We start from the raw sequence: 23015 nt of genomic DNA on the forward strand, positions 1-23015 counted from the left end.
TCGGGCTCGATGAAGCGCAAGACCAGCCGGCCGCGCGCAGCTCCTCAGCGCAGCCCGGGCACCAGGGTCGCCAGCAGCCCGACGGCCGCGCAGGCGCCGAGCAGCGGCATCACGCCGACCTTGAAGCGAAAGAGCGCCACGGCCGCAGCCACCGCGATGACCGCGGACAGCGCGTCGAAGCGCCCACCGAAACCCTGCGGCCACAGCACGTGGTACGCGAAGAACAGCGCGAGATTCAGGATCACGCCGACCACCGCTGCCGTAACGGCCGACAGCGGCGCGGTGAACCCGAGCTTGCCGTGCGTGGCCTCGATCAGCGGCCCGCCCGCGAGGATGAAAACGAACGACGGCAGGAAGGTGAAGAAGGTCACCACCGTGGCCGCCAACGCCCCGCCGACGAACAAGGCGCCCGGCCCCGCGACCTGCTGCAGCCAGCCGCCCACGAAGCCGACGAAGGCCACCACCATGATCAGCGGCCCAGGTGTGGTCTCGCCGAGCGCCAGGCCGTCGATCATCTGCGTGCCGTTGAGCCAGTGGTAATGCTCGACCGCCCCCTGGTACACATAAGGTAGAACGGCGTAGGCACCGCCGAAGGTCAGCAGCGCGGCCTTGGTGAAGAACCAGCCCATCTGCACCAGCGCGCTCTGCCAGCCCTGCGTGGCCACGAGCACGCCCATCGCCAGGGCCCACAGGCCGAGTCCCACTGCCAACACCTTGGCAAGGCGGCCGCGCGTGAAGCGGGCATGCGCGGGGGTCGGCGTGTCGTCGTCGATCAGCGCCGGTCCGTAGCCCTGATTGGCGCCGCCATGGCCACCGCCCAGCGCGAACACGCCCGGCGCCCAGCGCGCCCCGAAATGGCCGATCAGCGCGGCCCCGATCACGATCGCCGGGAACGGTGTGTCGAAGGCGAAGATGGCCACGAAGGCCGCGCCCGCGATGCCCCACATCCACCGATTCTTCAGCGCACGCGTGCCGATGCGATGTGCCGCGTGCAGCACCAGCGCGGTGACGGCCGGCTTGATGCCGTAGAAGATGCCTGCCACCGCGGGCACATTGCCGTAGGCCATGTAGATCCAGGACAGCGCGATCAGGATGAACAGCGACGGCAGCACGAACAGCGCGCCGGCGACGATGCCGCCCCAGGTGCGGTGCATCAGCCAGCCGATGTAGGTGGCTAGTTGCTGGGCCTCGGGGCCGGGCAGCAGCATGCAGTAGTTGAGCGCATGCAGAAAGCGCTTCTCGCTGATCCAGCGCCGGCGCTCGACCAGCTCGGTGTGCATGATCGCGATCTGCCCGGCAGGACCGCCGAAGCTGATGAAGCCGAGCTTGAGCCAGAAGCGGAATGCTTCGGCGAAGGAGACGGGCTGGATTGGCGCGGAATGCGCGGGAGAGGAGTCAGGCAGTACGGTGTCCACGGATAGCTCCGTTATGAGTCGCCAGCGCTTGGACGGGACACCGTCTTACTTTGCAGACCGGGAGGCTGTTTTCCCGGGACGGAAATCCTAGCAGACCCATCGGCGTGATGGTGGGGCGCGTATTGGGCGCGGTGCTCGGCAAGCGAGCGGAGATCATCGGCAGCCTCGTGCTGATCGGGATCGGCGTGTTGATCCTCTATGAGCACCTGAACGGTCTGGCTTGATCGCGCAGAAAAAATCCCCGCGTGCACAAGGCAGGCGGGGATTCTTGAAAGTTTGGTAGGACGTACTGGATTCGAACCAGTGACCAACGGATTAAAAGTCCGCTGCTCTACCAACTGAGCTAACGTCCCAAACCTTTTTTATTCTTGCTCTTGCCGGCGTTGAATCCGGCAAAGCCAAAGATTATAGCGCGACGTTTGACGCGATTTTGTCGAGCACCCAACCTGCAGCACATTGACCGAAGGTTGCCGTCACGCTCACCACCGAGCCGTAGCCGTGACAGTTGAGCGAACCGTCGCCTTCGATTGCGCACGACGCATCCGGCGGCGCCACGCTTTCGCGGCTGAAGACGCAGGCAACGCCGATCTTGCGGCCTTCACGCGGGGCGCCATGCTCCTTGCGCAGGCGCTGACGCAACTGCGCAAGCAGCGGGTCGTGCGTGACGAGCGACAGGTCGTCGATGTCGACCTTGTGCGCCTGCCGCTTCCCGCCCGCCGCGCCCACCGTGATGAACGCCGTGCGCGACGCACGCGCCCATGCAGCCATGGCCACTTTGGCCTTCACCTGGTCGCAGGCATCGATGACGGCCGTTGCCGGCCCGTTCGCAGCCTGTGCCGCGTCGAGCAGCGAGAGCCAGTTGCCTGGCTCGACGAACTCGTCGATCGCCTGCACCTTGCACTCGGGGTTGATCTGCGCGATGCGGTCGCGCATGGCTTCGACCTTGGCCTGTCCCACGGTCGCGTCGAGCGCGTGGATCTGGCGGTTGATGTTCGACTCCGACACGTGGTCGAGGTCAATCATGGTCAGCCGCCCCACCCCGCTGCGCGCCAGCGCCTCGACCGCCCACGAGCCCACGCCGCCGATGCCAACGACCAGCACGTGCGCATTGCGGATGCGCGCGGCACCGGCCACGCCATACAGCCGCTCGAGTCCGCCGAAGCGGCGCGCAAAGTCAGGCGCCGCGGTGTCGGTGACGACATCCGCGGCGGCAGGAGGAGTGGTGAACGCGGCAGCGATGATGGCGCTCAAGCGGAAAGCTCCGCCGGCATCAACGCAGGCGCGAGAGGCGCTCGCGGCCGGCCTGTGCGGCTTCGGACTGCGGATAGGCCTTGGTCAGGTCTTCCAGCGTGCGGCGCGCGGCGCGCGTGTCCTTCAGCTCGATCTGGCAGTTCGCGATCGACAGCACGGCCTCAGGGGCCTTGGCATGGTCGGGCGCGAGCGAGAGCATGGAGCGGAAGTTCGCGATGGCCTCGTTGTAGTTGCGTGTGGCGTACTGCGCATTGCCGAGCCAGAACAGTGCCGAGGCGTTGTAGCCGCTTTGCGGGTAGCGCTTGACGAACTCGGCAAACGCGGTCTGCGCTTGCGCGAACTGGCCCGAGCGGAACACGCCGAGGGCGGCGTCGAAGTCGGCCTTTTCCTTGGGATCGGCGGTGAACTCGCGGCCGTCCACCGACACCTTCGAAGGCTCGCTCTGCTTGAGCTTGTCGTCGATGGTGGTCTGGCGCGACTGCATCTCGCTCACCGTGCGGGTGAGCTGCTCGTTCTGGCCGGTCATGCGCGCCAGGTCGCCACGCATCTGCTCGATCTGGTTCTGCAGGTCGAGCAGGCTGCGGCGTAGCTGGCCGTTCTCGTCGGTCAGCCGCTGGTCGGTCTGCTGGCGCATGGCCTCGACGCGCTGGCGCAAGTCGAGGATGGCGCGGCGAGCCTCGTCATCCTCGAACAGTGCAGCCTGCGACCCCATCGAGACGCAGAGCAAGGCGGCAGCCAGCGCCGCGCCTCGCAGCATGGCGCGTGGCATCACCGGGTGTAGCGGATTTCGGCGCGGCGGTTCTGCGCCCACACTTCTTCACCCGAGCCCGTGACGGCAGGCTTTTCCTTGCCGAAGCTCACGGCTTCGATCTGGCTGTCGCTCACACCCAGCAGGGTCAGCGCGCGGCGCACGGCTTCGGAACGCTTCTGGCCGAGTGCAAGGTTGTACTCGCGGCCGCCACGTTCGTCGGTGTGGCCTTCGATCGAGACGCGGCGTTGCGGGTTGGCCTTGAGGAACCTGGCGTGGCCGTCGATCAGCGACTGGAACTCGGGCTTGACCGTGTAGCTGTCGTAGTCGAAATACACGATGCGCTCGACGCCAATCGGACCTTGCGCGGTGCCCGCGGTCGGATCGATGGTGACAGGTGCCACGGTGCTGGCGCCTTGCTGGCCGCCGGCCGTGCCGGAACGGTCGGTCACCGGCGTTTCGTTGAGCTTCGTGCCCGACGAGCAACCGGCGATGAGAGCCACGATGGCCAGCGAATAAATCGTACGTTTCAACATATTTTCAAACTCCTCAAATAAACCTTGGTCATTGCTTTTGAAACGGACCCCAGTCCGGTTCCCTGATGTCTCCCGCCTGTCCCGCCAGTCGTGCCTTTATTTTTCCATCGAGCGTGGTCGTCATCAGGGCTTCGCGGCCCTGCAATTGCGTTGCATAGACGATCAGCTTGCTGTTCGGGGCAAAACTTGGACTTTCGTCCGCGGAGGTGTCGGTGATTGCGCTGACGTTGCCGGTTGCCAACTCCATCACATGGAGTTTGAAGGCACCGCCCACTCGGGAGATGTAGGCCAACCACCGGCCATCGCCGCTGACAGACGGAGAAATGTTGTAGGTGCCGCTGAAGGTCACCCGCGTCGGGTTGCCGCCGCCTGCGCTCATCTTGTAGATCTGGGGCGCACCGCCGCGGTCGCTCACGAAATAGATGGTGCCGCCATCGGCCGAGTACACCGGCTCGGTATCGATGCTGGAGCTTTGCGTCAGGCGGCGCGGTTCGCCGCCGCTGGCCGGAATGGAGAACAGCTGCGAGCCGCCATCGCGGCTGAGCGTGACGGCAAGGGAATTGCCGTCTGGCGCCCAGGCCGGCGCGCTGTTGGAACCCTTGAAGTTCGCAAGCAGCCGGCGCTGGCCGGTGGCCACGTTGTGCACGTACACGACAGGCTTGCGCGACTCGAAGGACACATACGCCAGCTGTTGCCCGTTGGACGACCAGCAGGGCGAGATGATGGGTTCGGGGCTGGCGAGCGCGGCCTGGGCGTTCTCGCCGTCGGCATCGGCCACCCACAGCGAGTAGCGGCTGCCGCCCTTGGTGACGTAGGCGATGCGGGTCGAGAAAATGCCTTTTTCGCCGGTCAGCTTCTCGTACACGTAGTCGGCAATGCGGTGCGAGGCAAGGCGCAGGTCACCTTGAGGAACGGTGTAGCTCAGGCCACCCAGGTCCTGCCCCTTCACCACGTCCCACAGGCGGAAGCGCACGTCGAAGCGGCCGTCGGCCAGCCGGTTGACGCTGCCCACCACGAGCGAATCGGCCGTGCGCTGGCGCCACAGCGACAGGTCGGGGCGCGAGGCCTCGTCCAGCGCCTGGCCCGAAGCGTCGACGCCGCGGAACTGGCCACTGCGTTCCAGGTCGGCCTGGACGATGTCCGAGATCTTCTGGGGCGAGCCTTCCTGGCCCTTGAAAGGAACGAGCGCAATCGGCAGCTGCGTGAGCCCGACGCCCGACACCTCGACCCGGAACTGGGCCAGCGCAGGAAGCATGGGAGTGGCAGCGAGAGCCGCGATGAGCGTGCGGCGTGCAAATAACGATGAAGAAGGAGTTGGAATTAGAGTTGGCAACGGCTTGTTCATGCGGTTCGGAGAGGTTTCCGGGTAAAAAGTTCTCCCCGGCTGTAACGGGCCACATGTTACACACTGGCTTGAAGCCGCCGTCACAAAACGTTTATCCGGCGGCGCGGTCCTACAGAAGCACCTGCGGAAGGCCCTGAATGAGGGCCCCCGTAGAATCCGCCGCCATGCAAGCACCCCCCGGCGGCGAGAACGTACGCCCTCCCCTGATGCGCCGTATGGCGCGACTCATGACCTGGTTTGGCGGCTCCCGCCAATGGTGGGCCCTTGGACTGAGCGGAGCGATGCTGGCAGCAATCACCGAGCCGCTGATGGCCGCCCTGCTGAAGCCCCTGCTCGACCGGGGCTTCACGCGCGGCGAGATGCCCTTGTGGTTCGTGCCCGCCGCCGTGCTGCTGCTGTTTGCAGTGCGCGGCATCGCCCAGTTCATTTCCCAGTACGCGCTGTCGCGCATCGCCAACGAAGGCATGCAGAAGCTGCGGCGGGTGCTGTTCGAGCGGCTGCTCGGCGCCGAACTCGCGCTGTTCGCCCGGCAGTCGGCCAGCACCCTCTCGAACACGGTGGTCTACGAAGTGCAGACCGGCGCGATGCTGCTGGTGCAAGCGATTCTCGGACTCTCGCGCGACGGCTTCACGCTGATCGCGCTGCTGGGCTATCTGGTCTACCTGAACTGGAAGCTCACCCTCATCGTCGCCTTCCTGGTGCCTAGCATCTCCTGGATCATGAAGGTGTTCTCCAAGCGGCTCTACCGCCTGACCCAGCAGGGCCAGCAGGCCACCGACGAGCTGGCCTACGTGGTCGAGGAAAACGTGCTCGCCCACCGCGTGGTGCGCCTGCACGGCGCGGAAGGCGCGCAGGGCCGCCGCTTCGAACAGCTGAGCCAGCGCCTGAACCGCCTGGCCGTGAAGTCGACCATCGCCCAGGCTGCCACCACGCCGCTCACGCAGATGATGGCGTCGCTCGCGCTGTCGATCGTGGTGATGATCGCGCTCTGGCAAAGCGGCAAGCAGGGCTTCACGGTAGGCGGCTTCGTCGCCTACATCACGGCCATGTTGATGTTGATCGCGCCGATCCGGCGCCTCGCCGAAGTGGCCGGCCCGATCACACGCGGCCTCGCCGCACTGGAGCGCGGACTGATACTGATCGACGACGTGGCCCCTGAGTCGCAAGGCACGTTCCAGGTCGAACACGCCGAAGGGCGCATCGAACTGCGCAACGTACAGGTCAGCTACCGCGGCGAAGACGAACAGCGCGCGCTCGACGGCGTGAGCCTGACCATCGAACCCGGCCAGGTGGTTGCCTTCGTCGGCCCTTCGGGCTCGGGCAAGACCACGCTGGTCAACCTGCTGCCGCGCTTCGTGCAGCCCAGCGGCGGGCAGGTGCTGCTCGACGGGCACGACACCAGCGAATGGCAATTGAAAAGCCTGCGCGCCCAGTTCGCCATGGTGAGCCAGGACGTGGTGATGCTCAACGAGACGCTGGCGGCCAACGTGGCGCTGGGCGGCGAGATCGACCGCGAGCGCGTGCTGCAGTGCATCGAGGCAGCCAACCTGAGCGCGCACGTCGAAAGCCTGCCCCAGGGCCTCGACACGGTGCTGGGCCACAACGCAACGCAGCTTTCAGGCGGCCAGCGCCAGCGCCTCGCCATTGCCCGTGCGCTCTACAAGAACGCGCCCGTGCTGCTGCTCGACGAGGCCACCTCGGCGCTCGACACCGAATCCGAACGGCTGGTGCAGGACGCCCTGCAGCGTCTGATGCAGAACCGCACCACGCTGATCGTCGCCCACCGCCTGTCGACCATCCAGCATGCCGACCGGATCATCGTGATGGAGCAAGGCCGTATCGCCGAGCAAGGCAGCCACGAGCAACTCATGGCGCTGGACGGCCTCTACGCGCGGCTGCAGACACTGGCGGTGCGCAGCGCGCCGCCGGGGCAAGACCCGACGCTTTAGGCCTTAAAGCAGCACGATGTCGTACTGTCCCTGCCCGATCGCGGGCTCGGACTGCAGCGAAATCGGCTTGCCGATGAAGTCGCTCAGCCCCGCCAGGTGCTGGCTCTCCTCGTCGAGGAACAGCTCGATCACCTGCGGCGACGACACGATGCGGAACTCGCGCGGCGTGAATTGCCGCGCCTCGCGCAATATCTCTCGCATCACGTCGTAGGCCACGCTGCGCGCGGTCTTAACGATTCCCTGCCCGCCGCAGGCCGCGCAAGGCTCGCACAGCATGTGCGCCAGCGATTCGCGGGTGCGCTTGCGCGTCATCTCGACCAGCCCGAGCTGAGAGAAGCCGCCGGCCGTGGTCTTCACGCGGTCGCGCGCCAGTTGCTTGCGGAACTCCGCCAGCACCTGTTCGCGGTGGTCGTCGCGACCCATGTCGATGAAGTCGACGATGATGATCCCGCCCAGGTTGCGCAGCCGCAGCTGCCGCGCAATGGCCTGCGCCGCCTCGAGGTTGGTCTTGAAGATGGTGTCGTCGAAGTTGCGTGCACCGACGAAGCCGCCGGTGTTCACGTCCACCGTGGTCAACGCCTCGGTCTGGTCGACCACAAGGTAGCCGCCCGACTTGAGTTCGACGCGCCGGCCCAGCGCCTTCGCGATTTCCTCGTCCACCGAATACAGATCGAAGATCGGCCGCTCGCCCTTGTAGTGCTGCAGCTTGCCCGCCGCCTTGGGCATGAATTCGAGCCCGAACTTCAGCAGCACCTCGAACTGCTCTCGCGAGTCGATGCGGATGGTCTGCGTGTCTTCGCTGGTCATGTCGCGCAGCACGCGCTGCAGCAGGCTCAGGTCCTGGTGCAGCAACGACATCGGCGGCATGCGCATCGAGGCGTCACGGATGCGCGACCAGGTCTTGCGCAGATAGGCGATGTCTTCGGCCAGCTCGGGGTCGGTGGAGTCCTCGCCGTTGGTGCGCAGGATGAAGCCGCCGGTGTTGGCCGGCACCACGCCGCCACTGTCGGCCGCAGCGGCCGCTTCGATCAGCGCCAGCATGCGGTTGCGCAGCGACTCGCGCTGGTCCGACGGGATCTTCTGCGACACGCCTATGTGGTTGTCCTGCGGCAAGAACACCAGCAGCCGCCCGGCAATGCTGATTTGCGTGGACAGCCGCGCGCCCTTGGTGCCGATGGGGTCCTTGATGACCTGCACCAACAGCGACTGGCCTTCGAACACCTGCTTCTCGATGGGCACCATCGGCCCGCCGTTGCGGTGGTCGCGCTCGGGCGCGGGCGCGCTGGGCCGCGAGCCCGGCGTGAACGGCGCCACGATGTCGGCCACGTGCAGGAAAGCCGTGCGCTCCAGGCCGATGTCGATGAAGGCCGACTGCATGCCCGGCAGCACGCGCGACACCTTGCCGAGGTAGATGTTGCCGACCAAGCCTCGCTCCAGCGTTCGCTCGACGTGCAGCTCTTGCACCGCGCCGTGCTCGACCAGCGCCACACGGGTCTCCTGCGGAGACCAGTTGATCAGGATGTCTTGCATGGAATTCTCAAGTATTGAAACCGGCGTTTCGAAGCAGCCCTGCTGTCTCGAACATGGGGAGGCCCATGATGCCCGAATAGGACCCGCTGATGTGCTCGATGAACGCGGCCGCCGCGCCTTGAATGGCGTAGGCACCGGCCTTGCCCAGCGGCTCGCCGCTTTCCGCATAGCGGGCGATCTGGGCGTCTGTGATGTTGGCGAAGCGCACGCGCGACACGCTGAGCGCGGCGTGGCGTTGTGCGCCATGCTGCAGCGCAACGGCGGTCAGCACGCGGTGCGTGGCACCTGAGAGCAATCGCAGCATGCGCGCCGCATCGGCCGCGTCTTCGGGCTTGCCGAGGATGGTGCGGCCGAGTGCGACCGTGGTGTCTGCACACAGCACCGGTGAATCAGCAAGGCCGCGGCGCCGGAGCCTGGCCACCGCGGCATCGAGCTTCAGGGCCGTGACGCGCTGCACATACGTTGCAGGGGCCTCGTTGTGCAGCACGGCTTCGAGCGATTCGGCGTCTTCGTCGGCATCGGCCAGCAACAGTTCGTGGCGCACGCCGAGTTGACCGAGCAGTTGAGCGCGGCGCGGGCTCTGCGAAGCGAGGTAGATGAAGTCCGGCAAGGTTCAGTTCTCCTGAAGGGCCGGCTGCCCGCCGGCCACAGTACGGTTCCAGACCAGTCCGTGCGGCAGGCGCGCGGGTCCGAAAAGAAAGTGAAGGACTCGGCGACGAGCCGGTGACCGGGCGCGGGAGGACGCATGCAGCAGCAAGGGGCGCATCAGCAGGGCGTCGCCCCGTGCCGCCGTGCAGGCCGTCTCGCCGTGTTCGACGCGCAAGTCCTGCGCTTCGGCATCGCTCAGCCGTCCGGCGCGGTGGCTGCCCGATACGACGCGCAACGGCCCCGCATCCACGCCGCAATCATCCAGATGCACCCGCACGGCGAGCAGCGATCGCAACACGTCGACCGGCGGCTGCACATACGGCTCGCCTTCCTTGAGGACGGCAGGCATGCCGGCGCCTGAAGCGGGAATCGAGGTGTCCTGATGCAGCGCGACCAGCCAGTTCCTGTCGGCCGTCTTGTCGAAGAGCGTGCATTGCACGGCCACCGATGAAGCATCGAGCAGGCCCATGCCGACCAGCCGTGTTTTCAGCTGAACAGCAATCTCACTGCAGTGCGGCTGGGCCAAAAGGTTGCGGCTGCCTGCCGCCTGCCCCAGCCAATGGTCGAGCGACTGCGCGGTTGCGTCCAGCAGATCAAACGGCAACTGCGCCGGCAGCAGCGCATGGCCCTTCTCCTCGAGCAACGCGACCCGCCCGTCGGCGCTTGTCATTCGCGGTGGTAAGGATGACCCGCATTGACCGACCACGCCCGGTACAGCTGCTCGACCAGCAGCACCCGCGCCATCGCGTGCGGCAGCGTCAGGTCGGACAGGCGGATGCGTTCGTGGGCCGCGGCCTTGAAGGCCGGGTCGAGCCCGTCGGGCCCGCCGATGACCAAGGCGACGTCGTCGCCCTCGCCTTGCCAGGCCTGCAGGCGCGCGGCAAGCGCCTTGGTGGTCAGCGCCGTGCCGCGCTCGTCGAGCGCGACGATGCGCATGCCACGCGCAATTGCGCCTTCGATGCGCTCGCGCTCCGCGGCGTACAGCGTTTCAAGCGACTTGGAGCCGCGCGGCTCGGTCTTGACTGCTCGCAGCTCGAGCTTGAGCTCGGGCGGGAAGCGCTTGGCGTAGTCGTCCCAGGCAGTCTGTGCCCAATCGGGCATGCGCTGCCCGACGGCGACCACCAGCAGCTTCATGCGCGGCGGGCTGGCGCCTTCCTGGCAGCCGTCGTCGTCTTCTTTGCAGCGGGCTTCTTGGCAGCGGGCTTGCCGACGACCTTGACCGGCACGCGCGCGGTGGTGGTCTTCCGGGCGGGAGCCTTCTTGGCAGCGGTTTTCTTGGCCGGGGCCTTCGCAGCCTTGGCTTCTTGTTCTGCCGCGCGGATCGCGGTCTTGGCGGCGCTCGAGCGGCGCAGCGTCGGCGTCTTGGTGGCCGGCTTCTTCTCTTCGGTGCCGACCTTCGATGCGGTGGCGACCGCGGGCTTCGCGCCGCCGAGCTTTGCACGCACCGGCTTGTCGCCCCAGATCTCTTCGAGGTGGTAGTACTGGCGGATGGCGGGCTGCATGATGTGCGCCACGGCCGCGCCGCAGTCCACGATGATCCACTCGCCGTTGTCCTCGCCCTCGATGCGCGGCTTGCCGAAACCGGCTTCGCGCACCGCGTCGCGCACGCTGGCGGCCAGCGCCTTCGTCTGGCGGTTGGAGGTGCCCGACGCCACGATCACGCGCTCGAACAGCGGTGAAAGATGTTCTGTGTCGAATACCTGGATGTCCTGCGCCTTGACGTCTTCGAGACCATCGATGATGGCTCGCTGGAGTTTCTGGGTGTCTTTCTTGGCGGCGGCTTCAGTGGTCATCAGGCAGAGCGGTAGAGGTGGTGTTGGTCAATATAGCGTGCAACCGTGGGCGGAACCAGCGAGGAAATGTCCACGCCAAGCTCCGCGCGCCGTCGAATCTCGGTGGCGCTGTTGTTCATAGGTGGCAGTTCGAGCGCCTCGAAACGCGCGCCAGCCGGGAGGCCGGGAAGCATTTTCGGATCAAAACGAGCAGTGTTGCTCGTCGATAGTGCGCGATACGCTACAGAAACGATAGCAATGCCGAGTATATCCTGCCAGCCGTGCCAGGTCGGCAACGCGCTCGCCTGGTCGGCGCCCATGATCAGGACCAGCTGTGCGCCGGGCTGCTCGCGCTGCAATTCGTGCAGGGTGTCGAGTGTGTAGGTGGGCCCGTCGCGCAGCACTTCGCGGCTGTCGATGACGACGGTGCCTTTCAGGTCAGCGAAGGCCAGCCGCGTCATCGCAAGGCGGTCTTCCTTCGGCGTGAGCGCCCTGCTCTTGTGCCAGGCCTGCCCCGTGGGAATGACGTGCAGTTCGGCAAGATCGAGTTGCGCCAGCGCGGCTTCGGCTAGCGCGACGTGGGCGTTGTGCGGCGGATCGAACGCGCCGCCGAAAACGCCGATGCGACGCACCGCAGTGCCGGAGCGGTTCACAACCAGTCGCGCCGCACGATGAAGTCGCTGTACAGCGCGGCTTCGGGGCTGCCCGGCTCGGGCTGCTGCTGGTAGGCCCAGCTGGCCAGCGGCGGCATCGACAGCAGGATCGATTCGGTACGCCCACCCGACTGAAGGCCGAAGTGCGTGCCGCGGTCCCACACGAGGTTGAACTCGACGTAACGGCCGCGCCGGTAAAGCTGGAAGCTGCGTTCGCGCTCCGCGTAAGGCGTGGCGCGGCGGCGCTCGACGATCGGCAGATACGCCGGCAAAAAGCCATCGCTCACCGAGCGGATCAGCGCGAAGCCGTTCTCGAAACCGCCCTCGGAGAAATCATCGAAGAAGATGCCGCCGATGCCGCGCTGTTCGCCGCGATGCTTCAGGAAGAAATACTCGTCGCACCAGGTTTTGAAGCGCGGGTACTTGTCGTCGCCGAAAGGTGCGAGCGCGTCTCGGCACACAGTGTGAAAGTGCACCGCGTCTTCCTCGAAGCCGTAGCACGGCGTGAGGTCCATGCCGCCGCCGAACCAGCAGACCGGCTCGCCTCCTGCACCTTCTTTGGGCAGCGCAGCCAGCATGCGCACGTTCATGTGAACGATCGGCACGTAGGGGTTGCGCGGATGGAACACCAGCGACACGCCCATCGCCTCGAAAGGCGCACCTGCCAACTCGGGCCGGTTCTGCGTGGCCGAGGGCGGGAGCTTCGGTCCGCGCACCTGCGAGAAGCCGCAGCCCGCGCGCTCGAACAGTTCACCGCCTTCGAGGATGCAGGTCAGCCCATGGCCCTGCAGCGGTTCGCCCGGCGCTTTCTCCCAGGCATCGCGCACGCAGGTGCCGCCGTCGGCCTTCTCGACCGCCGCGATGATCGACTGCTGCAGTCCGCGCAGGTACTCGCCGACCGCTGCCGGGTTGGTTTGCTGCATCAAGCGCCGTGGGTGTTGCGCGCGTGCACCGCGCGGAATCCGATGTCTTTGCGGTATTGAGCGCCGTCGAAGCTGACGCGCGCCGCAACCTCGTAGGCCCGCTGCTGCGCCTGCTTCACGCTGTCGGCCAGCACGGTCACGCAGAGCACGCGGCCGCCGCTGGTCTTGAGCTCGCCGTTTTCCAGCGTCGTGCCGGCGTGGAACACCACGGCATCGGGCGCCTCGGCCGGAATGCCGGTGATGCGGTCGCCCTTGCGCGGCGACAGCGGGTAGCCGTGCGCAGCCATCACCACGCCCAGCGCCACGCGCCGGTCCCATTGCAGCTCGACCTGGTCGAGCGTGCCGTCGGTGGCGTGCCAGAACACCTCGAACAGGTCAGACTTCAGACGCATCATGATCGGCTGCGTCTCGGGGTCGCCCATGCGGCAGTTGAACTCGAGCGTCTTGGGGTGGCCCGTGGCGTCGATCATCAGGCCGGCATAGAGGAAGCCGGTGAACGGAATACCGTCTTTCTCCATGCCGCGGATGGTCGGCAGGATGATCTCGCGCATGGCGCGCGCATGCACCTCGGCCGTGACCACCGGCGCGGGCGAATACGCGCCCATGCCACCGGTGTTGGGACCCTCGTCGTTGTCGAGCAGGCGCTTGTGGTCCTGGCTGGTGGCCAGTGCAGTGACGTTCTTGCCGTCGCACAGCACGATGAAGCTGGCTTCCTCGCCCTGCAGGAATTCTTCGATGACGACGCGCGCGCCGCCTTCGTTGTGCGACACGCCGAACTTGTTGTCGACCAGCATGAAGTCGACGGCCTCGTGCGCTTCCTCTGCGGTCATGGCAACCACCACGCCCTTGCCAGCCGCCAGGCCGTCGGCCTTGACGACGATGGGCGCGCCCTTGGCGTCGATGTACGCATGCGCCGCGGCGGCGTCGGTGAAAGCCTCGTACTCGGCGGTCGGGATCTTGTGGCGCTTCATGAAGGCCTTGGAGAAGGCCTTCGAGCTTTCGAGCTGGGCGGCCGCCTGCGTGGGGCCGAAGATGCGCAGGCCGTGCGCGCGGAACTCGTCCACCACGCCCGCAGCCAGCGGCGCCTCGGGGCCGACCACGGTCAGCGCGATCTTTTCTTTCATCGCCCATTCGCGCAGCGCGGCGGGCTCGGTGATGTCGACGCAGTCGTAGCGCTCGTCGGCTGCGGTGCCGCCGTTGCCCGGCGCCACGTATACACGGCTCACCCGGGCAGCCTGTGCCAGCCGCCATGCCAGAGCGTGTTCACGGCCCCCTCCCCCAATTACCAGTACCTTCATTCGCGGGCCTTCATTTCTCGCTGTGATTCAACAAACATTCACTCGGACAGCGAGGCGTTGTGATAAACGTCCTGCACGTCGTCCAGGTCCTCGAGCACATCGAGCAACTTCTGCATTCTTGCGGCGTCTTCGCCGGTCACGTCTACCGTGTTTTCGGCGCGCATGGTGACTTCGGCGGCGTCGGGCTTCAGGCCCGCGGCCTCGAGCGCGTTCTTCACCGCTTCGAAGTCGGCGACAGCGGTGATCACCTCGATGGCACCGTCGTCGTCGGTAACGACGTCTTCGGCGCCCGCTTCGAGCGCCACTTCCATCACCTTGTCTTCATTGGTGCCCGGCGCAAAGATGAACTGGCCGCAGTGCTTGAACTGGAAGGCCACCGAGCCCTCGGTGCCCATGTTGCCGCCGTGCTTGGAGAAGGCGTGGCGCACTTCGGCCACGGTGCGCACGCGGTTGTCGGTCATGGTGTCGACGATGATCGCCGCGCCACCGATGCCGTACCCTTCGTAACGAATTTCTTCGTAATTGACGCCTTCGAGGTTGCCCGTGGCCTTGTCGATGTTGCGCTTGATGGTGTCGATGGGCAGGTTCACCGCCTTGGCCTTTTCCACCGCCAGCCGCAAACGGGGGTTGGAGCCCAGGTCGGCGCCACCGGCGCGGGCGGCCACTGTGATTTCGCGGATGGCGCGGGTCCAGAGCTTGCCCCGCTTCTCGTCCTGGCGGCCCTTCCGGTGCTGAATATTCGCCCACTTGCTATGTCCGGCCATGGCTTTCTATCTCGCTGTCCTGTGTTTTCTAAGCAGGCTCCGAGTTTACTGTCCGGCGCACACAACGCCCGCCCTGGGGCCCCGGAATTCGGGCCGGGGCTTTTGGTGATAATCGTTCGATGACGCCATCGCCTTCCGTCGGGCCCGGGAATCCCGACATCCTGCCGCCGCACGCCCCTTTGCCGCTGTACTACAAGACCGAGGCCGAGCATCAGGCGTTCCTGCTGCGCATCTTCGACAGCACGGCCGCGGACTACGACCGCATCGAGAGCGTGCTGGCCTTCGGCACCGGCCCCTCGTATCGCCGTGCTGCGCTGCGGGAAGCCGGCCTCTCGGCGGGCATGCAGGTGCTCGACGTGGGCATCGGCACCGGGCTCGTGGCCCGCGAGGCGCTGAAACTCATCGGCTCCACCGGCCAGCTCGTAGGCATCGACCCCAGCCCCGGCATGTTGGGCCAGGTCAAGCTGCCCGGCATCGAACTGGTGCGCGGCGTGGCCGAAGCCCTGCCCCGGCCCGATGCCAGCAGCGACTTCGTGAGCATGGGTTACGCCATGCGCCACATCAGCGACGTGGCGGCAGCCTTCAGCGAGTTCCATCGCGTGCTGCGCCCCGGCGGGCGGGTGGCGGTACTCGAAATCACCAAGCCCGAGGGCCGCTTCGCAACTGCGCTGCTCAAGGGCTACATGCGTGCCGTGGTGCCGCTGATCGCCCGCGTGGTCGGTCGCCAACGCAACACCTCGGAACTGTGGCGCTACTACTGGGACACGATCGAGGCCTGCATTCCGCCCGAACGGGTGATGCAGGCGCTGGCCGACGCGGGTTTTCGCGACGTGCGCCGGCATGCGAGCCTCGGCGTCTTCTCTGCCTACACCGCCATCAAACCCGAACACACCGTCGAGGCCAGCTGATAGTGCGAGCTCAGGACGAAACCCCTTCTTCCCATCTGCGCGTCGAGCGCCTGTCGCTGCCGGCCAGCCTTGCGCTGGCTGTTGACGGCAAGGCGCCCTTCGCGGCGCTCGGCTACGGCACGCCGCACGGCGTGGCCTGGATGCCGACCGTCAACGCGCGCGTGCTGTCGGCAAACGGCGCCATGGCCGATGTGTGGCACGTGAGCCGTCCGCAACACGTCAAGTCGGGCACCACCGGCATCGCGCGCTGGCGCACCGACGGGCACTGGCTGCTCGGCGCCATCGACCTGGACGAAGCCACCGAAAAACAGGGCCTCGCCGAACTCGCGCACCGCGCCTACCGCGACCTCTTCAAGACGCTCGACCAGGCCGGCACGCCGCACCTGCAGCGCATCTGGAACTACCTGCCGCAGATCAACGCCGACGGCGGCGGGCTGGAGCGCTACCGGCAGTTCAATCTCGGCCGGCAGGAAGCGTTTCTCGAAGCCGGCCGCGCCGCCTTCGAGGGCGCGCCTGCGGCCTGTGCACTGGGCATCCACCAGGGCGCCCTGTCGATCCGCTTCCTGGCCGGCCAGCAGGCGCCGCTGCCGGTCGAAAACCCGCGTCAGGTTTCGGCCTACCGCTATCCCGAAACCTACGGCCCGCGCTCGCCGACCTTCTCGCGCGCCGCGCTGGCGGACATCGGCGACGGCAACATCGCCCTCTTCATCTCCGGCACTGCGAGCATCGTCGGCCACGAAACCGTGCACCACGGCGACGTGCTCGAGCAGACGCGCGAAACCCTGCGCAACTTGCAGGCGGTGATTGCCGCCGCCAACGAACGCGGCACCGCGAAGTTCTCGCTGGCCGAGCTCGATTGCGTGGTCTACGTGCGTCACCCGTCGGACACCGAAGCTGTACGCAGCATCATCGAAGGCACGCTCGGCGCCGACGCGCCGATGGCGCGCCACGCGGTGTACCTCGAAGCCGACATCTGCCGCAGCGACCTGCTGGTCGAGATCGAGGCCCACACGGTCGCAGCCGGCCTGCTACGGGCATGACCGGTCGTTGTCCGACCGCGCATTGCCCGATTGACTGATTCAATGACTCGCGTGCTGCGAATTCTCACGTCGATTCCGCTCGCGTTGATGCTCTACGCGCTGCTGCTGTTCCTGGGCCTGATCTCGCTGGTCTGGAACGTCGTCGCCATGCTGATCCACCCGATCATGCCGGCGGCGCCCGCGCGCGTGCTGGGACGCACGACCATCGCCTTCGCCTACCGCATGTTCTGGTGGCTGGCGTCGGTGACCGGCATGATGCGCATCGACGCCGCCTGTCTCGACCCGATGCGCAAGGAGCCCGGCGTGATCTTCGTGGCCAACCACCCGACGATGCTCGACGCGCTGCTGCTGGTGGCGCGGCTGCCCCGCAGTGCCTGCATCATGAAGGCCGACCTGATGGGCAACATCTTCCTGGGCGCGGGCGCCCGGCTGGCGCGCTACATCAGCAACAAGTCGGCCCGCACCATGGTGCGCCTTGCCGTGAACGACCTGCGCAACGGCGGGCAGCTGGTGATCTTTCCCGAGGGCACGCGTACGGTGACGCCGCCGCTCAATGCGTTCCGCCCCGGCACCACGCTGATCGCCAAGCTGGCGCAGGCGCCCATACAAACGGTGTTCATCGACACCGACTCGCCCTACCTCGCCAAGGGCTGGCCGCTATGGCGCGTGCCACCGCTTCCCATCGTCTTCACCCTGCGGATCGGCAAGCGCTTCTCGCCCACGCAGGACAGCGACGTGCTGCAGGCCGAGCTCGAACAATACTTCCGACAAAACCTGGAGCAGCGCGCTACCGACGCGTCCCCCGAATGCCAGACGCCTCGCGCACCCACCTTGTCCTGATCCCCAGCTACAACACCGGCGAGCGCCTGTTCTCGACCGTCGCCGCGGCGCGCGCGCAGTGGAACCCGGTGTGGGTGGTGGTCGACGGCAGCGACGACGGCACGGGCGAGCGGCTGCAACAGATGGCGGCCGGCGACCCGGGCCTGCGCGTGTGGGTGCTGCCGCAGAACCAGGGCAAGGGTTCGGCCGTGCTGCACGGCCTGCGCGCCGCGAAGGAAGCCGGTTTCACCCATGCGCTGACGATGGATTCCGACGGGCAGCATCCGGCGGACCTGATCCCCGAGTTCATGAAGGCCTCGCTGGCCCGCCCCGAGACGATGGTGCTCGGACGACCGGTGTTCGACGCCAGCGCACCGCTGCTGCGCGTGCGCGGGCGGCGTGTGTCGAACGGGTGGACGCAGCTCGAAACGCTGTTCGCCGGCGTGGGCGATTCGCTCTACGGCTTTCGCGTGTATCCGGTGACGGACCTGATCGCCGTCATGGAGCGGCAGCCATGGATGCGGCGCTTCGACTTCGACACTGAGGCTGTCGTGCGGCTGGCTTGGCGCGGCGTCAAGCCCGTGAACATCGATGCGCCGGTGAAGTACCTGACGGCGGAGGAAGGCGGGGTTTCGCACTTCCGCTATGGGCGCGACAACGTGCTGCTCACCTGGATGCACGCGCGGCTGATGGTCGAGTTCGTGTTGCGGCTGCCTGGGCTGGTGTTTCGCAAGCTGGCGAAGAAGGCGCCGTTTCAGGACTGACGACGCTTGCTCGCTGATTTGGGTAGACCCCACTCACCCTACAGCGCGATAGCTGCCCCGCCCAGCGCCTTGTACAAGGTCATCGTCGCATTGAGCTGGTTCAACCGGTTCTGGGCCAGCGACACCTCGGTCGTACGGCGCCGGTCCTTCGCGTCGAGCACGGGCTGCAACGCGGTCGCACCAGCGCGATAGCGCACCTCCGACAACCGCTCCGCACGCTGCGCCTCCTGCAGGGCCAGCACCAGTTTTTCGCTCTCGTCGCGCAGTTGCGTGCGTGACGACAAGGCATTCTCGACCTCCGACAACGCCGTGTAGAGCGACTGCCGGAAACCCACCACCGTCTCTTCGTACTGCGTCTGCGACACGGCCACAGTCAGCCGCGCGGTGTTCCATTGCAAGAACGGTAACGCCAACCCTGCGCCAAGCGTGGCCACAGGGTTCTTCAGCAATTCGCCCAGTGCGGTGCTCGACGTGCCCAGCGACCCCGTCAGGCTCAGCGCCGGATAGAACCCGGTGCGCGTGGCGTCGACATTCGCCAGTGCACCGCGCAGCCGTTGCTCGGCCGCGCGCAGGTCCGGGCGGCGACCCAGCAGGCTCGCGGGTACGCCGGCATCGATGACCGGCAAGGCTATGTCTGGCAACCGCGCGGGCTCGACGGCCATCGACTCCGGCGGCTGGTCGAACAGAATCGCCAGCGCGTTGCGCGCCTCGACGCGCTGCTGAAGCAACTGCGTGTGCGCCGCCTCCTGCGTCGCGAGGTTCTGACCCGCCTGCGCCACGTCCAGCCCCGACACGGCGCCCGCCGCGTACTTCACCCGCACCAGTGCGAGGATGCGTCGGCCGTCTTCCATGCCCGCTTCGCTCAGCGCGATGCGCTGGTTCAGGTAGCCGGTCTGCCAATAGAGCCCCGCCGTAGTGCCGACGAGCGCCAGCGCGGTGGCCTGGCGGTCGGATTCGGTAGCCTTCAGCTCCCACTCGGCGGCGCTGCGCTGCGCCGAGAGTCGGCCCCACAGGTCGAGCTCGTAGCTCAGCGTCACCAGCGAGCTCGACGCGGAACCGGCCACGCCGCCGCGCTTCAGGTCATAGCTGCGGCTGGTGCTGGCCTGCCCCACTACGCTGGGCGTGAGGTTCGTGTTCGCCAACCCAGCCTGCAATTGCGCGCGCTGCACGCGGATGCCCGCCGCCGCCAGGTCATTGTTGGTACGCAGCGCGCTGTCGATCAGCCGGTCGAGCTGCGGATCGTTGAACGCCGTCCACCAGTTGGCAGACAGCATCGCCGCCGCACTCCCCGCTCCCGGCGACTGCTGCCAGCCCTGCGGCACCTCCAGCGGCCGCTGCGCCCGCTGCTCAGGCTGGAACAGGGTGCACCCGCCGAGCACCAGCACGGCAACAGCCATCGCGGAAAGAACGCGTGCCCTACTCACGAGCCAGCGCCTCGATCGGGTCCAGCCGCGCCGCGTTGCGCGCCGGCAGATAGCCGAACAGCACGCCGATCAGCGACGCGCACAAGAACGCCGACACCACGGCGCCCATCGAAAAGATCATTTGCCATTGCTTGACGAAAAGCGAAAACAGAAAGCTGATGCCATACGACAGCGTCACGCCGATCAACCCGCCCACCAGGCACACCAGCACCGCCTCGGTCAGGAACTGCTGCAGCACGTCGCTCTGGCGCGCGCCCACCGCCATGCGAATACCGATCTCGCGGGTGCGCTCGGTCACGGACACCAGCATGATGTTCATCACACCGATGCCGCCCACCACCAGCGAGATCACCGCAATGAGCGACAGCAGCAGCGTGAGCGACTGGCTGGTGCGCTCGGCCGTCTTCACGATGCTGTCCATGTTGAAGGTGAAGAAATCCTTGCTGCCGTGGCGCAGCGTGAGCAGCTTGACCACGCTGTCTTCAGCGGCCTTGGTCGGCTGGTCGTCGCGGATGCGCACCGTGATGTTGTCGAAGTGCTGCTGCCCGAAGAGCCGGCTCGCGCCCGTGCTGTAGGGCAGCCAGATGTTGAGCGACTTGTTCTCGCCGAACATGCTCTTCTTTTCCTGCGATACGCCGATCACCGTGCACGGCAGGTTGCCCACCAGGATGATCTTGCCCACCGCCTCGGCGCCGTCAGGGAACAGCTTGCGCCGCGTGTTCTGGTCGATCACCACCACCTGCGACTGGTGGCGCACGTCGCTCGCCGTAAAGGCTGCGCCGCTGGCCATCTGGATGTCGCGCACACGAAAGAAACTGTCGCTCACGCCGTTCACCGTGCCGTTGATGTCGACGCTGCGGTAGCGCAGCCGCAGGCTGCGCGAGGTCGAGGGCGTCACGCTGTGCACATAGGGCTGCGCGGCGAGTGCGTCGAGGTCGGACGGTATCAGCGTGCGGATACTCGAGGCCTTGTCGTCGCCGAAGTCGCGGCCCGGGTACACGTCGAGCGTGTTGGTGCCGATGGCACGGATGTCCGACAGCACGAAGCGCTTGGCGCCCTCCCCGATGGCCACGATCGACACCACCGAGGTTATGCCGATGACGATGCCCAGCATGGTGAGCGCCGTGCGCATGCGGTGCGCCATCATCGAACGCCAGGCCATGCGGAAGGCTTCTGCAAAGCGGGCCCAGCTGGTGCTGAAGCGCGCAATGCCCAGCTTGGGCTTCGTCATCGCCTCGGGAATTGGTGCGTCGGGCTGCACGGCCTGTGCTGGCGCCGTCACCGTGGGCACGTTGGGCCGGTCACCCACGATCACGCCATCGGCAATCTCGATGATGCGTTCGGTGCAGCTCGCCACCTGCATGTCGTGCGTCACGATGATGATGGTGTGCCCTTGCGCATGCAGCTCGCGCAGGATGCCGATCACCTCCTGGCCGCTCCTGCTGTCGAGCGCGCCGGTCGGCTCGTCGGCCAGGATCACCTGCCCGCCGTTCATCAACGCGCGCGCAATGCTCACCCGCTGCTGCTGGCCGCCGGAGAGCTGGCTTGGCCGGTGCTCGGTGCGGTCGCCAAGACCCAGGCGCACCAGCAACTGGCGCGCACGCTTGTCGCGCGCCTCGCCGTCAGTGCCGGCATACACGGCGGGCACCTCGACGTTGCCGGTCGCCGTCAGGTGCGGCATCAGGTGATAGCGCTGGAAGATGAAGCCGAAGTGCTCGCGCCGCAACTGGGCGAGCGCGTCGCTGTCGAGCGTGCCCACGTCCTGGCCCGAGACGATGTAGGTACCGGTGCTCGGCCGGTCGAGGCAACCGAGGATGTTCATCAGCGTCGACTTGCCCGAGCCCGAGGCGCCGACGATGGCCAGCATTTCGCCGTTGCCGATGTCGAGGTTGACGTCTTTCAGTACCTGCACTTCCTGTTCGCCCGAAGGAAAGCTGCGGCCGATGCCGCGCAGGGTCAGCAGCGGCTGCTTTTCCTGCGTCATGGGCGCTTGCCCCGTCCGCCGCCGTCTCCGCTTTCGCCCCGCTCCAGAACAGCCGAGGCATCGCCCGTGATGACGTTGTCGCCCTCTTTCAAACCTTCGAGCACCTGGGCCTGGAAGTTGTTGGAGATGCCCACGCGCACCTGCCGTTTTTCCACGGTCTGGTCGGCCTTGAGCACGCGCACTTCCTGGCGGCCGTCCTTGTCGCGCGGACCCAGCGCTGTCAGCGGCACGGTCAGCGCCTGCTTGGCCTCGCCCAGCAGGATGGCGACCTGCGCCGTCATGTCCACGCGCAGCGTGCGCTCGGGATTGGGCACGTCGAACAGCGCGTTGAAGAACACGGCGTTGTTGATCTTCTCGGGCGAAGGCTGCACCGCGCGCAGCGTGCCGTGGTAGCGCTTGTCGGGGTCGCCGAGGATGGTGAAGTACACCGGCTGCCCTGGCTTCACGCGCACCACGTCGGCTTCGGACACCTGCGCCTTCACGGTCATGGTCGACAGGTCGGCCAGCTTCATCAGCGTGGGCACCTGGAAGGCGGCGACCACGGTCTGGCCTTCGAGCGTGCTGATGGAAACCACGTCGCCGTCGATGGGCGCGATGATTCGCGTGTACGAGAGATTCGTCTGCGCCGAGGCCACGGCCAGCTTCTGCTGGCGGATCTGCGCTTCGAGCGACACCAGGTCGGCACGCAGCGCGCGCAGCTCGGCGTCGGCGCTTTCCATGTCCTGCTTGGCGGCGGCGTCCTGCGCGAGCATTTCCTGCTGCCGCGTCCAGGTGAGCTGGGCCTGCCTGATGCGCACTTCCTTCGCGAGCTTCTGCGCCTGCAGGTTGTCGAGCTTGGCCTGCTCCTGCGCGAAGGTGTTCTGCGAGATGACGGGGTCGATCTCGGCGAGCCAGTCGCCCTTCTTCACGGTCTGCCCCAGCACCACCTTCAGCGACTTGAGCTGGCCGCTGACCTGTGCACCCACCTCGACCTGCTTGAGTGCCTGCAGCACGCCGGTAGCGAGCACTGCGTTTTCGAGGTCGGTGCGCTGTACCGCGGCGGTGAGGTATTCGGCCTTCTTGCCCGGGCTGAGCCAGAAAGAGGCGACGACCGCCAGCACGACGAGAACGGCAATGCCGATGACTAGTTTGCGTGATCGCCTGGGTTGTGTAGTGGGCATGCGGGGGAAATCAGGAAGACGCTGCGCGGCGAGTCGACTGCGCGGAAGGGTAGCGGAACCACGAGGTCCGGCGTCATCCTAGCC

22 protein-coding genes, 1 tRNA gene and 1 pseudogene are annotated in these 23015 nt (G+C 66.7%); 6 read left to right on the forward strand and 18 right to left on the reverse strand.

The genetic code is table 11. The annotated features are described in order from the left end of the window. Positions 1-44: 44 nt before the first annotated feature. Complete coding sequence (chrA, locus tag BLW48_RS07990; RefSeq protein ID WP_093173908.1) at positions 45-1415, reverse strand: chromate efflux transporter; 1371 nt, start codon at positions 1413-1415, stop codon at positions 45-47. A gap of 98 nt (positions 1416-1513) precedes the next feature. On the opposite strand from chrA, the pseudogene BLW48_RS07995 reads away from it, so the two are divergent. Continuing rightward, positions 1514-1639, forward strand: a pseudogene (locus BLW48_RS07995) (manganese efflux pump); the annotation flags it as partial. Between the two features lie 53 nt (positions 1640-1692). Here the strand turns inward: BLW48_RS07995 and BLW48_RS08000 are convergent. The 5 genes from BLW48_RS08000 to tolB form a co-directional block, all read right to left on the reverse strand. Continuing rightward, positions 1693-1768, reverse strand: a tRNA-Lys gene (locus tag BLW48_RS08000). 52 nt (positions 1769-1820) lie between these two features. After that, entirely contained in the window at positions 1821-2666 is an 846-nt protein-coding gene (locus tag BLW48_RS08005; RefSeq protein ID WP_093173910.1) for a tRNA threonylcarbamoyladenosine dehydratase, read from the reverse strand. A 19-nt stretch (positions 2667-2685) separates the two neighbouring features. Continuing rightward, a complete protein-coding gene (ybgF, locus tag BLW48_RS08010) occupies positions 2686-3435 on the reverse strand; it encodes a tol-pal system protein YbgF (protein ID WP_093054675.1) in 750 nt (249 codons plus the stop codon). Then, a complete protein-coding gene (gene pal, locus BLW48_RS08015) occupies positions 3435-3950 on the reverse strand; it encodes a peptidoglycan-associated lipoprotein Pal (RefSeq protein ID WP_093054673.1) in 516 nt (171 codons plus the stop codon). The genes ybgF and pal overlap by 1 nt, the downstream gene beginning before the upstream one ends. Positions 3951-3978: 28 nt before the next feature. Further along, a complete protein-coding gene (gene tolB, locus BLW48_RS08020; protein WP_218132221.1) occupies positions 3979-5205 on the reverse strand; it encodes a Tol-Pal system beta propeller repeat protein TolB in 1227 nt (408 codons plus the stop codon). 254 nt (positions 5206-5459) lie between these two features. Here tolB and msbA point away from each other — a divergent pair, with 254 nt between their 5' ends. Beyond that, complete coding sequence (gene msbA, locus BLW48_RS08025; RefSeq protein WP_093074645.1) at positions 5460-7244, forward strand: lipid A export permease/ATP-binding protein MsbA; 1785 nt, start codon at positions 5460-5462, stop codon at positions 7242-7244. A 3-nt stretch (positions 7245-7247) separates the two neighbouring features. Here msbA and rng read toward each other — a convergent pair whose 3' ends face one another. The 9 genes from rng to BLW48_RS08070 are packed head-to-tail and all read right to left on the reverse strand — an operon-like array spanning position 7248 to position 14832. Then, entirely contained in the window at positions 7248-8774 is a 1527-nt protein-coding gene (rng, locus tag BLW48_RS08030) for a ribonuclease G (protein ID WP_093054667.1), read from the reverse strand. A 7-nt stretch (positions 8775-8781) separates the two neighbouring features. Continuing rightward, positions 8782-9384 carry a Maf family protein gene (locus BLW48_RS08035; protein ID WP_093173912.1) on the reverse strand — a complete coding sequence of 201 codons (603 nt, stop codon included), beginning with the start codon at positions 9382-9384 and terminating at the stop codon, positions 8782-8784. Between the two features lie 3 nt (positions 9385-9387). After that, positions 9388-10092, reverse strand: coding sequence for a phytanoyl-CoA dioxygenase family protein (locus tag BLW48_RS08040; RefSeq protein ID WP_093173914.1), 705 nt, complete (start codon positions 10090-10092; stop codon positions 9388-9390). Next, complete coding sequence (gene rlmH / locus BLW48_RS08045) at positions 10089-10556, reverse strand: 23S rRNA (pseudouridine(1915)-N(3))-methyltransferase RlmH (protein WP_042579728.1); 468 nt, start codon at positions 10554-10556, stop codon at positions 10089-10091. The genes BLW48_RS08040 and rlmH overlap by 4 nt, the downstream gene beginning before the upstream one ends. Continuing rightward, entirely contained in the window at positions 10553-11215 is a 663-nt protein-coding gene (rsfS, locus tag BLW48_RS08050; RefSeq protein WP_093173916.1) for a ribosome silencing factor, read from the reverse strand. The genes rlmH and rsfS overlap by 4 nt, the downstream gene beginning before the upstream one ends. Continuing rightward, positions 11215-11847 (reverse strand): nicotinate (nicotinamide) nucleotide adenylyltransferase, encoded by a 633-nt coding sequence (gene nadD, locus BLW48_RS08055; protein WP_093074656.1) that lies wholly within the window; start codon positions 11845-11847, stop codon positions 11215-11217. The genes rsfS and nadD overlap by 1 nt, the downstream gene beginning before the upstream one ends. Continuing rightward, complete coding sequence (gene hemF, locus BLW48_RS08060; RefSeq protein ID WP_093173918.1) at positions 11844-12770, reverse strand: oxygen-dependent coproporphyrinogen oxidase; 927 nt, start codon at positions 12768-12770, stop codon at positions 11844-11846. The genes nadD and hemF overlap by 4 nt, the downstream gene beginning before the upstream one ends. Beyond that, a complete protein-coding gene (gene purD, locus BLW48_RS08065; RefSeq protein ID WP_093173920.1) occupies positions 12770-14068 on the reverse strand; it encodes a phosphoribosylamine--glycine ligase in 1299 nt (432 codons plus the stop codon). The genes hemF and purD overlap by 1 nt, the downstream gene beginning before the upstream one ends. Before the next feature lie 38 nt (positions 14069-14106). After that, positions 14107-14832: a YebC/PmpR family DNA-binding transcriptional regulator gene (locus BLW48_RS08070; protein ID WP_056518292.1), complete on the reverse strand. Its 726-nt coding sequence runs from the start codon at positions 14830-14832 to the stop codon at positions 14107-14109. Positions 14833-14951: 119 nt separating this feature from the next. On the opposite strand from BLW48_RS08070, the gene BLW48_RS08075 reads away from it, so the two are divergent. Genes BLW48_RS08075 through BLW48_RS08090 form a run of 4 tightly spaced genes read left to right on the forward strand, consistent with a single transcriptional unit; the run spans position 14952 to position 18363 of the window. Beyond that, positions 14952-15740 carry a class I SAM-dependent methyltransferase gene (locus BLW48_RS08075; RefSeq protein WP_093173922.1) on the forward strand — a complete coding sequence of 263 codons (789 nt, stop codon included), beginning with the start codon at positions 14952-14954 and terminating at the stop codon, positions 15738-15740. A gap of 2 nt (positions 15741-15742) precedes the next feature. Further along, positions 15743-16780, forward strand: coding sequence for a chorismate transformation FkbO/Hyg5 family protein (locus BLW48_RS08080; RefSeq protein WP_093054651.1), 1038 nt, complete (start codon positions 15743-15745; stop codon positions 16778-16780). Positions 16781-16822: 42 nt separating this feature from the next. Further along, a complete protein-coding gene (locus tag BLW48_RS08085) occupies positions 16823-17620 on the forward strand; it encodes a lysophospholipid acyltransferase family protein (RefSeq protein WP_093054649.1) in 798 nt (265 codons plus the stop codon). Further along, positions 17587-18363 (forward strand): glycosyltransferase family 2 protein, encoded by a 777-nt coding sequence (locus BLW48_RS08090; RefSeq protein ID WP_093074668.1) that lies wholly within the window; start codon positions 17587-17589, stop codon positions 18361-18363. The genes BLW48_RS08085 and BLW48_RS08090 overlap by 34 nt, the downstream gene beginning before the upstream one ends. Positions 18364-18401: 38 nt before the next feature. Here BLW48_RS08090 and BLW48_RS08095 read toward each other — a convergent pair whose 3' ends face one another. From BLW48_RS08095 to macA, 3 genes are read right to left on the reverse strand one after another with little or no spacing between them, the layout of a single operon-like run. Next, the gene (locus BLW48_RS08095) at positions 18402-19760 is read right to left on the reverse strand and encodes an efflux transporter outer membrane subunit (protein ID WP_177142306.1); all 1359 of its coding nucleotides are present in this window, start codon (positions 19758-19760) and stop codon (positions 18402-18404) included. A gap of 19 nt (positions 19761-19779) precedes the next feature. Beyond that, positions 19780-21771 (reverse strand): macrolide ABC transporter ATP-binding protein/permease MacB, encoded by a 1992-nt coding sequence (gene macB, locus BLW48_RS08100; protein WP_093173926.1) that lies wholly within the window; start codon positions 21769-21771, stop codon positions 19780-19782. Continuing rightward, entirely contained in the window at positions 21768-22931 is a 1164-nt protein-coding gene (gene macA, locus BLW48_RS08105; RefSeq protein WP_093173928.1) for a macrolide transporter subunit MacA, read from the reverse strand. Before macA ends, macB begins: the two co-directional genes overlap by 4 nt. Positions 22932-23015 lie beyond the last annotated feature (84 nt).

Source organism: Variovorax sp. YR266 (assembly GCF_900107295.1).
Lineage (GTDB): Bacteria > Pseudomonadota > Gammaproteobacteria > Burkholderiales > Burkholderiaceae_C > Variovorax.

Excerpts from the sequence above, each read along its gene's own strand:
- purD (WP_093173920.1), bottom strand. The coding sequence starts at position 14,068 with ATGAAGGTACTGGTAATTGGGGGAGGGGGCCGTGAACACGCTCTGGCA.
- tolB (WP_218132221.1), bottom strand. The coding sequence starts at position 5,205 with ATGCTTCCTGCGCTGGCCCAGTTCCGGGTCGAGGTGTCGGGCGTCGGG.
- msbA (WP_093074645.1), top strand. The coding sequence starts at position 5,460 with ATGCAAGCACCCCCCGGCGGCGAGAACGTACGCCCTCCCCTGATGCGC.
- macA (WP_093173928.1), bottom strand. The coding sequence starts at position 22,931 with ATGCCCACTACACAACCCAGGCGATCACGCAAACTAGTCATCGGCATT.
- macB (WP_093173926.1), bottom strand. The coding sequence starts at position 21,771 with ATGACGCAGGAAAAGCAGCCGCTGCTGACCCTGCGCGGCATCGGCCGC.
- rlmH (WP_042579728.1), bottom strand. The coding sequence starts at position 10,556 with ATGAAGCTGCTGGTGGTCGCCGTCGGGCAGCGCATGCCCGATTGGGCA.
- BLW48_RS08040 (WP_093173914.1), bottom strand. The coding sequence starts at position 10,092 with ATGACAAGCGCCGACGGGCGGGTCGCGTTGCTCGAGGAGAAGGGCCAT.
- BLW48_RS08085 (WP_093054649.1), top strand. The coding sequence starts at position 16,823 with ATGACTCGCGTGCTGCGAATTCTCACGTCGATTCCGCTCGCGTTGATG.
- BLW48_RS08070 (WP_056518292.1), bottom strand. The coding sequence starts at position 14,832 with ATGGCCGGACATAGCAAGTGGGCGAATATTCAGCACCGGAAGGGCCGC.
- rsfS (WP_093173916.1), bottom strand. The coding sequence starts at position 11,215 with ATGACCACTGAAGCCGCCGCCAAGAAAGACACCCAGAAACTCCAGCGA.
- ybgF (WP_093054675.1), bottom strand. The coding sequence starts at position 3,435 with ATGCCACGCGCCATGCTGCGAGGCGCGGCGCTGGCTGCCGCCTTGCTC.
- rng (WP_093054667.1), bottom strand. The coding sequence starts at position 8,774 with ATGCAAGACATCCTGATCAACTGGTCTCCGCAGGAGACCCGTGTGGCG.
- hemF (WP_093173918.1), bottom strand. The coding sequence starts at position 12,770 with ATGCAGCAAACCAACCCGGCAGCGGTCGGCGAGTACCTGCGCGGACTG.
- BLW48_RS08075 (WP_093173922.1), top strand. The coding sequence starts at position 14,952 with ATGACGCCATCGCCTTCCGTCGGGCCCGGGAATCCCGACATCCTGCCG.
- BLW48_RS08090 (WP_093074668.1), top strand. The coding sequence starts at position 17,587 with ATGCCAGACGCCTCGCGCACCCACCTTGTCCTGATCCCCAGCTACAAC.
- BLW48_RS08095 (WP_177142306.1), bottom strand. The coding sequence starts at position 19,760 with ATGGCTGTTGCCGTGCTGGTGCTCGGCGGGTGCACCCTGTTCCAGCCT.
- pal (WP_093054673.1), bottom strand. The coding sequence starts at position 3,950 with ATGTTGAAACGTACGATTTATTCGCTGGCCATCGTGGCTCTCATCGCC.